The following is a 12567-nucleotide window of genomic DNA, read 5'->3' as shown; positions in this document are numbered from 1 at the left end:
GGGGAGAAATTTTATGAACAAATCAGAATTTTTGAGGGCTTGGAAGGGATTTTGGCAATTGGCAGATCCTAAGATATGGGTAGCATCTACTGTACCTATGTTTGTTGCAGCTGCCTATGCATATGGCAAAACTGGAGAATTTAACTTTTTATGGTTTGTTATATCTTTGATAGGTATTTATTTTATTGAAATTGGCAAAAATGCAGTTAATGAATTTATTGATTATAAGTCTGGAGTAGATACTTTTGTAACTCCAGATAAAAGGACTCCTTTTAGCGGTGGAAAAAAGACCATAGTCGAAGGTAAACTCACAGTTGAAGAGACAATACTTATTGCAATTATAACAATGCTTGCCGCTTGTATCATAGGATTGGTTATTGTAATCTTTAGGGAACCTTTGGTGTTAATTGTAGGATTATTAGGAGTTTTGATGTCAATTTTTTATAGTTTACCTCCTTTTAAATTTAGTTATAATGGACTTGGAGAAATAGCTGTGGGAGTGACATTTGGACCTTTAATAGTGATGGGGATGTATTTGGTGATGACACATCGCGTAAGTATAGATGTTTTACTGATTTCCTTGCCTATAGGCTTTTTAATAACCAATGTTCTTTGGATTAATCAATATCCCGATTATGAGGCTGACCTTAAAGGCCATAAATACAATTTATTAGTAAGGATAGGCAAAGAAAAAGGAGTAAAGGTATATGCAGCCCTTTATGGAGCAGCATATCTCTCTTTCATTGTAATAGCTGTTGTTACCAAAAACTTACTATGGTTATTATCTTTTATAACAATTCCATTAGCAGTACAATCTGTAAATATTGCTCGTAAATATTATGACAATATACCACAGTTAGTAAAAGCGAATGCTAATACTGTGAAGATATATCAAATTACAGGAATTATGATGATTTTAGCTTCATTGCTGTCCAAAACAAAATTTTAGTGAGACAAATTGATGGAGTTTTTTGTAAAGGAAACGTTTTTAATTTATATATCTTGATATTATTTTAACGTAATGGTATAATATTCTTAAATAAAAATTTATATTGAGGAGAGGTGTAATTGTATGAAAAGGATTTTGGTTCTTATGTTGGTAGGGGTGTTTGCTTTGTTTGTACTGAGTGGCTGTTCTTCAAAAACAGCAAGCGGTGGTTACAAAGATGGTACTTACAAAGCAGAACAGCCTAATTTTGACAGTCATGGCTGGAAGGGACAAATAGAAATAACTGTAAAGGATGGCAAAATAGCATCTGTAACCTATAATGAAGTTAACAAAGATGGGCAATTTAAGAGAAATGATCAACAATATGCCGAAAAGATGAAAGAAAAAACTAATATTACTCCAAAAGAAGCAGATGAAAAGTTAGAGCAACAACTAATAGAAAAGCAAGATCCTGCTAAAGTAGATACAGTAACAGGGGCTACAGAAACTTCGAAAACTTTTAAAGAATTAGCTACAGAGGCTTTAAAGAGTGCAAAGTAATTTTTGAGTAGAGAAAATAAAGGGGACAGTTTTTAAAGCTGACCCCTTTAAAATTTATTAAGACATAAGCCTCTTTTCTCCTTCTATTGCTTTTATAGGAGCGATATCCTGTGTTACCTCTAAAGTACCTATATATTCACCATTTTTGTCCCTTAAAGCAAAATATCTTATAAATACATATTTGTCACCCAACTTTATCCAGAAGTCTTCATGACTTTTTTTGCCTGACTTGAAGTCCTGAAGCAGCTGTTCAACAATATGGACACTTGTAGGTGGGTGACAATATTGAACTTTTCTGCCAATGACGGATTTTGTCCTTGCAAATATTCTGTCTTTTGTGTTGGAAAAATATTTTACTATGTCATCTTTGTCTACAAAGGTTATGTCAAAAGGGAGATTATCAAATATGGCACTTATTTCTTCTGGTTTTAAAATACCTGTGTCAAATTTTATATAACCAAGGAATGCTTTATTACTAAATTTTTCTTTTTTTCAACATTGACACGTTCTGGGTGCCATTTTATCTCTGGTTCAATAAGGCAATATCCTATTTCATCACTTTCTTCCATTATACTTATCCATTCATCTTCTGTGAAGGTGTCTAATGCCATAGGCAAAAGTATATTTTCTTCTTTAAAAATCATGTCTAATATTTTGTTTAATGTAGCATTGGCATGTTGTAATATTTCTTCTTTTTTCGAATTATCGTAATTAATAAGGCTTGTTCTCAAGTCTTTGAGCATTTTCCTTATTTCATCATCAACACCCCACATGACAGAGGGAGGTCCCGTTATACCGTATTTTTCAAGGTACGGAAAAAGCAGGTTTTCTTTTCTCGAATAATGCTTGTCTATGTCCATTAAAAGATTAATATGCTCTAAAAGCTTTTGAGCGTCTTCAAAACTTCCGCTGTTTTTCAACTTTTCAAGAGTAGGTTTTATATTTTCATTAATGTGCTTTTCTATTGCTCTATTTTCTTCTTTAAAGGTGTGCACTGGATGCCCCGGAATTGTTTCGGGCTTTTTTAGTTGTTCTAATGAATCTCTAAACACTTCAGCATGGACATCACATAGCCTCTGTACTTCTTTTACGTCTAGTCCCTCGTTTATTAGTTCTTGTTCTATTGCTGGCAATTCTGTAGAAGTTATTCCATTTATGACATCTTTAAATTTTTCCTTAACTTCCGCAACGCTTTTACCCCTATGAAGTTCTTTTATAACTTCTTTTAAAAGTTTCCTTCTGTATTCCCTATTATTAATAAGTTCACTCATGGGAAATACCTCCTTTTCTCTAACATACCTGATTATATTTTACCCTGTATTGAAAATTTTACTGTAACGTATATCACAAATTTAAATAATTTTTATGAATTTTTGTATCTAAAAGGCCTTATAAAGAGTTGTTAAACTGTTGAAAATCTGCTGAGATTGTGATATCTTAAAATAAAATCATAATTAGAAAAAGCAGTAATGAACATTAGGGCGGGTGAATTTTGTGAGGAGTCTACCCAATATGACAGAGGGAGAATACAGAAAATTGTATGCATTCTATCCGAGGAAAATTGTGTTGCTGATACTCCGACTCATTGCTTTTGTATAACTGCCAGAATAAATAGTATTGGAAGAGTAGTTTCAAAAAGTTTTGGCTATAGAAAAAGGTAATAAAAAATCAGAGAGTGTAAAACCTGCACTCTCTTTTTTTACAAATTATTTTGCAGAGTAATAGCATCTTTTAGGAGACATTATTAAATCTTCTTTTTTTAATTCTTTAATAGCCTTTTCAACTTCTTTTTTGTCAAGGCCGGATTTTTCTACAATATCACTAGGACGCAGAGGCTTTGAAGATTCTCTTAAAGTTTTTAATACTATCTCTTTGGCATCCATTTTATTTTTCCTCCTTAATACACATTACAATTTTATATTGATTACGATTCCATTATAATGTCAATTCTTATTTTTGACAAGAACTTCTAAAATAATTTTTTAACGATAAAATTAAGACTTCACTGGCTTCTCCAACTACTGCTTTTGTAGCTTTTCAACAAAGGGTATAGTTCTTTATTTTCTTTTTTTATTCTAATTGGTCATGCAGCTATGATGGAAGGATATGGATTAAGACTTAGAGATAAAGATGGCAAGATTATATGGGATTTTTCTTCAATGTCATATATGATGAATATGATGGGAAAATGGAATAAGAAAAATATTTCTGAAAAAACTCTTCCCATCATTGTAGATGAAAAAAACAGTGGGATATGTGGATATAATTTATTATGAGCCGATGATGATGAGTGACTTGGATTTTAAGTTTTTATATGACATTAGCAGATATAATGTTATAGCAACGGTGATAGCTATTTTTATAGCATTGATTATAAGTATTTATGTGTCAAATTATATTACAAGACCGTTAGTTAATATTACGGAAGTTGCTAAAAAGCTTGAAAAAGGTGATTTTACTGCAAAGGTATATGATATACCTAAAGAAGAAGAGCTATTTAAGCTCACAGCTGCAATATACTTTATTATATCATTATTTCGAGGCACAAAAAATAGAAACAAAGAGAGGGATGCGATAGAAATTTTAAAAGAAAGATATGCAAGAGGGGAAATAAGCGAAGAGGAATATCTTGAAAGAAAAAAATACTTGAAAAAAAATAATTATATTATCATTTTTACTCCAGCTCGTTTATCATCCTTAATACTTCATCTGCTTGTATTGCGGCGACTGCCATGACTTTGGGTGCCAAAGGTTTCTTTTCATTAATCGATGTAACAAAATCACCCACAATTGAAAAGTTTTTACCCCGTTTTATTTTAATATTTTCGCAATCACCAAATCCTGCGACACCTGAAGCCAAAACCACTTTTTTATTATGTTTTTGGGCTTTTTTAAAAATCAGCGTTTTGGTAAATTCATTGTCAACAGCTTCCACAACTATATCATGTTGAGGGATTAACTCATCTAAATTTGACTCATCAATTTTTATATTTTTGGCTGCTATGTTTGCGTGGGGGTTGATTTTAAAGAGAGTATCTTTAAGGGCTAATACCTTTTTTCTCCTACATGGTGTAAAAAGTAATTTTGTCGGTTGAGATTTAAGATGTCTACCTCATCAAAATCAACTATTGTGAGGTTTTTAATGCCACTTCTTATAAGCATTACTGCAACATTTGAACCAAGTCCACCACAGCCAATGAGAAGAATTTTTACTCTTGAAAGCTTGTCAAGCATCTTTTCATCAAAATAATTTTTAAGCATTACATCAAAAAGATTCATGCATTTTTCACTCTCCTTACTTTGTTTGTAATTTTAAATGTTGACTTTTGTGTAAGAAAAAGGCTGGTTTTAAAAATTTTTTATACTACCAGCCTTAGGTACAATCTCTACACTAGCCAACGGTATTAGAAACTTTTGTAAGTCTGCAAAAAGAACATTCTTCCGTTGTTGTGACATGGCCACAAGTTTTGCATTCCTTCAATTCAATATTTTCTACCTCTTTAAAATGTTTTTTGCCCTTTTCAAGGAAGCCAATCAAAAAACGCTGTTTTGTGCCAGGACTTTTTTCTTCCAGTTCATTTAGCAATTCTTTATAAAGAATTGAACGAGCTCCAACTGAATAAGGACACTCTTCATGTAAAAATTCAATTTTGTTTAAAAGTACGTAATACATGTTTTCTTTTTCTGTTAAAGTATAAAGAGGCTTTACTTTTTTTATAAGTTTCGGATGAGTTTGAGGTAAAACTGGTCCCTGTCTTGCAAGATAGCTTTCTCCCCAATTCAAAATATTGCCTAAAAGTGTTGCTACTTCGTCATCTAAATTATGGCCTGTTGCAATAACTGAAAATCCATTGTCGTAAGCTACTTTGTTAAACAAGTATCTTTTAATTGTTCCACATACGGAACAGGGGCTTCGTTTTAAAGTCTTTGAAAGCTTGTATATATCAAGCCCGAATTCTTCTTTAATATTTTTTACAATGAGTGGGAGATTATTTTTCTTTGCAAAATTTTCAACCACCTCTTGAGACCTGTTTGAATACTCTCCAATTCCAAGGTTTATATACATTGCGACAACGTTATAACCTTCCTTGGCTAGAACGTCCCACAGAGCCATACTATCTTTGCCGCCAGATACTACCACTAAAACTCTATCGTCTTTTTTAAACATTTTATTTTTTTGAATGTTTTTTAAGACTTGGTTTCTATAATAATGTAAAAAACACTCAGCACAGAAGGCTGCATTATGCCTTTTTAGAGTGATAACTGCTTTTTTCTTACATCTTATGCACTTCAATTGGTAAAGCCTCCTTCTACTAACCTCCAGAAACTACCGATATTATCTCTACTACATCATCATCTTGAAGAATTTCATCTGGAGTAACTATTTCTCCATTTTTTATAAAGACATGTGATTCTAAATTTATCTCCAACTCTTTCGCGAGTTTTTCAACATTTTTTGGAGCTTTTATTGTAATTTGATTGTCTTTTCCTACAAATATTACTGTCATTCTTGATACCCCCGTAGAACCAAATCTCGAAAATTGTGCGGTAAAATTATTTATAACACATTTGAACTATTCGGTCAAGAATTTTAAAAGGAAGTAGAATGTTCAACAAATACATATTAATGAATGAATCAGGAGAGGTAATACTATGCAAAATAATAAAAGGGCCTTTGTTTTAGAGAGGTTTGGTTGTGGAAGTTGTGCCCTAGATGCAAAAGGAAGTCCACTGAACGCAAATTGTGATTCTGATAGTTGTAAGCTTTTTTTGAGAATGATGACTCTAATAAAGTATACAGGAGAATCATTCAATATGGGATTTCTGCTATCTTGTTTGCGATAGCATTGCTATTTAATTTATTGGTTTATATCAAATTTACCTTATTTTTTATAAGTTATTAATCGCAGGAGGAGATGTCGTCTTAAAAGCTGCCAAAAATATTTTGAAAGGGCAGATTTTTGATGAGTATTTTCTCATGAGCATAGCGACAATTGGTGCTTTTGCTATTGGAGAGTATCCTGAAAGTGTAGCCGTAATGCTTTTTTACCAAATTGGGGAACTTCTGCAGGATATTGCTGTTGATCATTCGAAAAGGTCTATTATAGAGTTAATGAATATTCGTCCCGATTATGCTAACTTAAAAATTGGATATGAAATAAAGAGGGTTTCACCACAAGGAGTAAGACCGGGAGACGTCATCATAGTAAAGCCTGGTGAAAAAATACCACTGTTTCAAAAATACTAGAATTTATTGAAGAGGCTAGCAGTAAGAAAGCTCCTACAGAAAAATTTATGACAAAGTTTGCGAAATATTACACTTCTATTGTTGTTTTTTTGGCATTGATTATTGCAGTATTAAATATGCGTGTTATTGCAGCAGTGTGACAGAAGAAGAAATTATAAAGGCGGTAGTAGAATATGGCGCTAATACTATGAAAGAAGTTTTAAAACTTACGGGTGCAATGAGCAATTCCGATTGTCAAAGAAAAAATCCGTTGGGCAAGTGCTGCCATAAAATAGTGCAGGAAGCTATTGATAAGGGCTTGAATATTCGCAGTGGCTTGGTATAAAGGGCGAAGAGTATTCGCCTATTTTTATATTCTTATTTACCTATTTTAGAAAAAATAGTACAATTAAGGTGAAAACAATTTTTTCTAAGAGAATAGAAAATTAGCAGGAGGGGTTAGGGTGAATAAAATCATAACAAGGCCTCATGAGATTGATAAAAATGTTAGAGTGCTGTATGCGGGAAATCACTATATAAGTTTACCTGAGATAGATGTAGAGAAGGCTTCAATAAAAAATTTAAATATTGTTTCTCTTTCAAATAAAGGACTTGTGGAGCTTTCTGGAGAAGAAGCTTTGTTTAAACCTGTATTTTATAAAAAAGGTGAAAAACTTGAAATTGTAAAAAGTGAAGTATCAGAAGAGCTTTATTACATACCTAATATTAAACTGTATTTTTCAAACGGGGATTTTGTAATAATAAAAATCTATGCAGATATCAAGGAAAAAGGTTTTATATATGAATTTGAAAGCTCTGAAGAAATAGAAGTTTATTTAGAAGTAAATCTTGATAAACTGTTCTTTTTAAGATTTAACTCTCATGAAATAGAATTTAAAAAAGAATTTAAAATTGACAAATGGCTTAAAAACCCTGCTTTAAACATTTATTCTTATAATATAGCTTTTTCACTTGCTTTTGGTGGAGAAAAAGATTTTGATTATGAGGAAAAGAATGAAAAAATAATACTTAAATCGAAAACCAATGGGACAAACTGTTTTTATATAAGTGTAAACTCCGATATGGATGGGGCTTCAACTACTTTAATTCATTTAAAAAGAAAAGGATTTAAAAATATATATAAAGAGTTTTACAACTGGCTTAAAAATAAGTATATAAAATATTCTCAAGATAAGGATTTAGAAAGTTTATTGAACAAAAACCTATTTTTTAACTACTTTTTCTCTATAGGAAAAGACATGGAATCCGACAATTATATTGCATTAACATCAAGAAGTCCAAGATATTATGTCTCAGGAGCCTTTTGGGAAAGGGATAGTTTTTTATGGTCTTTTCCTGCTGTAAAAATTATTGATAAAAGCTTTCACGATTACATTGCAAGGGAGATGATTTTAAGACACAGTAAAAATGCAGGGGCACATGCCCATTATATAGATGGAACGGTTTTATATCCCGGATTTGAGTTGGATGAGGCTGCCAGCTATTTTATACTACTTGAGAATATGGATGTGGATTTAGATGATATAGAGCTTGTAAAGGCATTAGAAGTTGTATACAGCCGAATTGAGGAAGAATATGACAGTAGGATAGGACTTTATAAAACTTTCTTGCTTCCCTCTGACGACCCTTCAGAGTACCCCTTTGTTACGATAGACAATGTAATACTCTGGAGAGGGTTTATAAACTTAAAGAATCTTTACTTAAAGCTTAACTGGTATAAAAAGGCGGATATGCTTCAGAAAAAGATAGACGGCATTTACAATGGAATATACAAATACCTTGTGACAGAGGTAGAAGGTAAGAGGATTTTTGCTTGGTCTACTGATGGAGAAGGGAATTATAAACTCTACAATGACCCACCCGGCAATTTAGGGCTTATGTATTATTATGACTTTGTAGACTATCAAAATGAAGTATTTAAAAATACAATTGATTACTATTACTCTCGAAAATACAAATATTATTTTGAAGATGCAAAAATAAAAGAGCTTGCCTGTGACCATCATCCCAATACACCCTCAGGTTTAGGGCTTTGTGGTAGCCTATTAAATCCCTTAATGAGGGAGGAAGCTTTGAAGTGGCTTAAGATGGCAAATATGGATTATGGGCTTTTAGCAGAGAGTTTTGACAAAGATACAGGGGAAGCAAAGACAGGAGTTGGTTTTGCAACTGGTTCAGGATATCTTGCAATGGCTCTTTATAGAATACTTTTTGAGGAGTGAGTTTTATGAGAGTAGCTGCAGCAGTTTTTAAAAGGGGTGATAGCGGAAGCTGTATAAGAAAATATGAGGAGGTTTTAAGAGAATGCGAGGAAAAGGCAGTTGACCTTGTGGTTTTTCCCGCTCTTACTGGAGAGGTATGTGATTTTGAAGAGGATTTTATAGAAAAAATTAGGGATTTTTCATTGAGGTATAAAGACATAGCTATAAATCCGGGAAGTTATTTTGAAAACCACGACGGAAAAGTTTATCATTCTTCTTTTGTAATGTTAAATGGAGAGATTAAACTATTTCAAAGGCAGTTATACCTTGCAAGGTGGGAGAGAGAATTAGGATTATCAAGAGATACGGCTCTTAAAATTGTAGATATAAAGGGATATAAAATTAGCATAATTCTTTCTACTGATGTGTTTTATCCTCAGGTTTCAAGATATGCGGCTTTAAAAGGTGTCAATCTGGTGCTTTCACCTGTTGCAATAAAAGGACAGAGAAATTTTGCAAGGCAGATAGCAGGGGTATGGCAAAATGTGCAGCAAAACTTGTTTTTTGCAATTGAAAGTGGATTTAAAGGAGAGTATAAAGGAAATAACTTTTATTCAGAGGCAGCTATACATGCTCCTTTAGAGATGACAAAAGACGATGATGGTTTTCTTGCCAAGGAAGTAGATTCTAATATAATAATTGCGGAACTTAATGAGGTAGAGAGACAAAAAGCTATTTCTAAATTTGATGTGATAAAACAACTTAATATAAACTCCTATAAAGGGATTTTTAGGTGATTGATATGAAAAACATTTTAGAGATTGTTTTTGAAAGCAAAATGTCTGAGAAAAAAGTTAATAACTATTTAAGAAGATTACATGGGTTTTCAAGAGGAAATTTTATTTTAAAGAAAAAAGGGAAAATAAGGGTCGCATGTGTGGAGAGGGAAATAAAAGTTACAAATTCTTTTGAAGAATATGCCGAAAGGATGAGAAAATTTGTAGAAGAGGCAGCATTAAAAGGAAGTGATATAGTAGCCTTTCCTGAATACAATTTTTTTGATTTGTTAGGGCTTATTCCCGGATTTGGCAAGCTAAATAATTTTCTAAATAAAAAGGCAAAAAGTGAAGAGGTTTCAAATAGCGAAGGTGGTGGAGGAGAAGGATTACTCAAAGTTATATTTAAATCTATATCAAAAGCTTATCAAGAGGCTTATGAGAAGATAATGAGGGATTTTGCTAAAAGGTATGGAATTTATATTTACACAGGAAGTTATATTATCACTGAAAATGGCAATTTGTACAATGGTGGCACGTTAATATCAAGAGAAGGTGAGATTTTAGGAAGGCAGAAGAAAATTCATTTGACAGATTTTGAAGAGAAGATTGGTATAAAGAGGGATGAGGAACTTAAAGTATTTTCTCTTGATATAGGTAAGATTGCATGCCCTGTTTGTATGGATGCCACATATTTTGAGACCTTTAGAATGGCTTTTGAAAAGGGGGCGGAAATTGTAATACTGCCTATTGCCAATATGGAGGAGTACAATTTCTGGAGAGCTTTAAGGGGAATATGGCCAAGGGTACAGGAGTCGTACGTTTATGGTGCAAAAGCTTCTTTAAACGGATGGATAGGAGGAATTCACTTTACAGGGAAAGCAGCTATTTTTGCTCCCATTGATATGACTGAAAATGAAGATGGAATAATTGCAATTGCGCCTCATTATGAAGGTGATTATGTCGTAACTTCTGATTTAGACATTGAAAGGCTATATGAAGTAAGGGAAAAAGCGGAATACTTTAAAGATGTGAATGAGGAATTTGAGAAGGATTATTATGAAAAGGTGTATGAGAATTTTAGGAGGGTAAAAGATGAAAAATAATAGATTTTTTGTGCTTTTTATGTATTCTTTGGGGTATTTAGGAATTTCCATATTTACACAGACTGCGGTAAAATGGTATCAATACTATTACACTCCTCCAGCATTTAATACACAGGGGCTTAAAATGCTTGTACCAATAAGCCTTATAGGTTTTTCTATGATAGTTGCGAGAATATTTGACGGCATATCTGACCCAATAGTTGCTTATTATTCTGACAAATTAAATACCAAAATGGGCAGGAGAATACCTTTTGTGCTATTTGGCTCACCTGTTTTGATGATTTCTTTTATAATGATATGGTTTCCTCCTGTTTCTGAGGTGTCAATAGTAAATTTTGTTTATCTCACTTTTGTATTAAGTTTATTTTTTGTGTCTTTTACTGCAGTTGTGGCGCCGTATCTTGCTCTCATACCTGAAATAACTAAAGATGCAAAAGAAAGAATTACACTTACTATGATGCAAGGGATAACGCAGATTATAGGTGTTATGGTAGCAGAAGCAGGGTCGGGAATTCTGATTGGGATTTTTAATTTTAAAATTATGGGAATTATATTGGGAATCTTTGCTTTTATTACTTTAATGCTTACGCCTATTTTTGTAAAAGAAGAAAAAATAGAGGAAGAAAATATACCTACAGTGGGGATGTTTACTTCTATTAAGATGACTTTGGCAAATGCAGATTTTATGTATTACCTTACTGCAGCAACAGCTTTGTGGTTTGGCATAAATACCTTGACTATAGCAATGCCTTATATAACAGAAGTGCTTTTAAAGACTCCTGCTGAAGATTCTGGCTTTATGATTGCAGGTGCATTTGTTGTGGCAGTTTTGTTTAGCTTCTTTGTGCCGAAGCTTACACTATTATACGGAAAGAAAAAACTTCTTATGGTGTTTTCTATAATATTTGCTTTCATTTTAACTCTTACTGGACTTTTTGGGACTGTTTTTAATAAAACAGTTTCTATAATTATCATTTTATTAGCTGGTATACCGCTTTCTGTATTCTTTGTAGTACCTAATGCAATGATTGCTGATATAGCGGAATTGGATGGGATTAAGACAGGGCAAAGAAGAGAGGGAATGTTTTTTGGAGCTCAGGGATTTATAATAAAAATAGTAATAGGGATTTCTTCTCTTGTAACTCCACTTTTATTTAAGATTTTTGGGTATAATGCAGAAAATCCGCTTGGTTTACAGCTTTGTGGGCCTTTAGCAGGTGCTATAATTATACTAAGCTTAATTGTGTTTAATAAATATTCTTTGACAGAAAAAGAATTGGAGAGGTATAAGTTAGAGAGTAAAAAATAAGGGCTTTTTGCCCTTATTTTCATTCAGATTTCCATAGACCGTGCAAATTGCAGTAGGACCACGCTTTTAAATCTTTTGCATCTGTTACAAAAACTGCTTCAGGCTTTTCACCTGGTTTTAATACTTTTCTCATGTATACCCCATCAGCTAAGAGAGAAATCCATTCAATCCAATGTTTTTCTTCCATTGGGTGAGGTATACTTCCTACTTTTACTGTTACAATATTTCCATTTCTTTCAATAACAGGTGTGTGCTTTTCTGTGCCTGTATCTCCTGTTTTTTCTTGCATTTTTACCATTGGTTCACCACAGCAGACTAAAGTGCCAACCCCTTCGTGAAGTACTTCTACTATATTTCCACATTTTTCACATTTGTAAACTCCATATAAATCAGCCATTTTTATTCCTCCTTCTATGTAAAAGTGTGAAATTAAAATTA

The 12567-nt window shown here is 32.7% G+C and carries 10 protein-coding genes and 7 pseudogenes; 11 read left to right on the top strand and 6 right to left on the bottom strand.

Features of this window, described 5'->3' with window-relative positions:
- Positions 1-13: 13 nt before the first annotated feature.
- Both menA and OEI98_RS13505 read left to right on the top strand, forming a co-directional pair.
- Positions 14-949 (top strand): 1,4-dihydroxy-2-naphthoate octaprenyltransferase, encoded by a 936-nt coding sequence (gene menA, locus OEI98_RS13510; protein WP_003869718.1) that lies wholly within the window; start codon positions 14-16, stop codon positions 947-949.
- Between the two features lie 123 nt (positions 950-1072).
- Positions 1073-1489 (top strand): FMN-binding protein, encoded by a 417-nt coding sequence (locus tag OEI98_RS13505; protein ID WP_003869719.1) that lies wholly within the window; start codon positions 1073-1075, stop codon positions 1487-1489.
- A 57-nt stretch (positions 1490-1546) separates the two neighbouring features.
- Here the strand turns inward: OEI98_RS13505 and OEI98_RS13495 are convergent.
- A pseudogene (locus OEI98_RS13495) lies at positions 1547-2760 on the bottom strand (DUF438 domain-containing protein).
- A 232-nt stretch (positions 2761-2992) separates the two neighbouring features.
- Here OEI98_RS13495 and OEI98_RS15410 point away from each other — a divergent pair.
- Positions 2993-3150: pseudogene (locus tag OEI98_RS15410) on the top strand ([FeFe] hydrogenase H-cluster radical SAM maturase HydE); the annotation flags it as partial.
- A 45-nt stretch (positions 3151-3195) separates the two neighbouring features.
- Here OEI98_RS15410 and OEI98_RS13490 read toward each other — a convergent pair.
- Positions 3196-3372 carry a MarR family transcriptional regulator gene (locus OEI98_RS13490; RefSeq protein WP_003869722.1) on the bottom strand — a complete coding sequence of 59 codons (177 nt, stop codon included), beginning with the start codon at positions 3370-3372 and terminating at the stop codon, positions 3196-3198.
- Positions 3373-3567: 195 nt separating this feature from the next.
- On the opposite strand from OEI98_RS13490, the pseudogene OEI98_RS13485 reads away from it, so the two are divergent.
- Together OEI98_RS13485 and OEI98_RS15405 are read left to right on the top strand one after the other, a co-directional pair.
- Positions 3568-4006, top strand: a pseudogene (locus tag OEI98_RS13485) (two-component sensor histidine kinase); the annotation flags it as partial.
- A pseudogene (locus tag OEI98_RS15405) lies at positions 3995-4144 on the top strand (SHOCT domain-containing protein); the annotation flags it as partial. The pseudogenes OEI98_RS13485 and OEI98_RS15405, both read left to right, overlap by 12 nt.
- A 19-nt stretch (positions 4145-4163) precedes the next feature.
- Here the strand turns inward: OEI98_RS15405 and thiF are convergent.
- The 3 genes and pseudogenes from thiF to OEI98_RS13470 all read right to left on the bottom strand — a co-directional run bounded on the left by thiF (position 4164) and on the right by OEI98_RS13470 (position 5997).
- Positions 4164-4768, bottom strand: a pseudogene (gene thiF / locus OEI98_RS13480) (sulfur carrier protein ThiS adenylyltransferase ThiF).
- 112 nt (positions 4769-4880) lie between these two features.
- Positions 4881-5783, bottom strand: a complete 903-nt coding sequence (locus OEI98_RS13475) for an ATP-binding protein (RefSeq protein WP_003869725.1) — start codon at positions 5781-5783, stop codon at positions 4881-4883.
- Positions 5784-5802: 19 nt separating this feature from the next.
- The gene (locus OEI98_RS13470) at positions 5803-5997 is read right to left on the bottom strand and encodes a MoaD/ThiS family protein (RefSeq protein WP_003869726.1); all 195 of its coding nucleotides are present in this window, start codon (positions 5995-5997) and stop codon (positions 5803-5805) included.
- A gap of 145 nt (positions 5998-6142) precedes the next feature.
- On the opposite strand from OEI98_RS13470, the pseudogene OEI98_RS13465 reads away from it, so the two are divergent.
- From OEI98_RS13465 to OEI98_RS13440, 6 genes and pseudogenes are all read left to right on the top strand, one after another.
- Positions 6143-6865: pseudogene (locus OEI98_RS13465) on the top strand (heavy metal translocating P-type ATPase); the annotation flags it as partial.
- Positions 6850-7062, top strand: a pseudogene (locus OEI98_RS13460) ((2Fe-2S)-binding protein); the annotation flags it as partial. The pseudogenes OEI98_RS13465 and OEI98_RS13460, both read left to right, overlap by 16 nt.
- A gap of 118 nt (positions 7063-7180) precedes the next feature.
- Positions 7181-8959: a glycoside hydrolase family 125 protein gene (locus OEI98_RS13455; RefSeq protein WP_003869729.1), complete on the top strand. Its 1779-nt coding sequence runs from the start codon at positions 7181-7183 to the stop codon at positions 8957-8959.
- Positions 8960-8964: 5 nt separating this feature from the next.
- A complete protein-coding gene (locus OEI98_RS13450; RefSeq protein ID WP_003869730.1) occupies positions 8965-9735 on the top strand; it encodes a carbon-nitrogen hydrolase family protein in 771 nt (256 codons plus the stop codon).
- Positions 9736-9740: 5 nt separating this feature from the next.
- Entirely contained in the window at positions 9741-10820 is a 1080-nt protein-coding gene (locus OEI98_RS13445; RefSeq protein WP_266040721.1) for a nitrilase-related carbon-nitrogen hydrolase, read from the top strand.
- On the top strand, positions 10810-12129 hold the full coding sequence (locus OEI98_RS13440; protein WP_003869732.1) for an MFS transporter: 1320 nt from the start codon (positions 10810-10812) through the stop codon (positions 12127-12129). Before OEI98_RS13445 ends, OEI98_RS13440 begins: the two co-directional genes overlap by 11 nt.
- A gap of 19 nt (positions 12130-12148) precedes the next feature.
- Here the strand turns inward: OEI98_RS13440 and OEI98_RS13435 are convergent, their stop codons facing one another.
- The gene (locus OEI98_RS13435) at positions 12149-12526 is read right to left on the bottom strand and encodes a desulfoferrodoxin (protein ID WP_003869733.1); all 378 of its coding nucleotides are present in this window, start codon (positions 12524-12526) and stop codon (positions 12149-12151) included.
- Between the last annotated feature and the right edge of the window lie 41 nt (positions 12527-12567).

It is taken from the genome of Thermoanaerobacter sp. RKWS2 (assembly GCF_026240795.1).
GTDB lineage: Bacteria > Bacillota > Thermoanaerobacteria > Thermoanaerobacterales > Thermoanaerobacteraceae > Thermoanaerobacter > Thermoanaerobacter ethanolicus.
The sequence above is the reverse complement of the archived record's forward strand: the minus strand, read 5'-3'. Positions and strand labels throughout refer to the sequence as shown.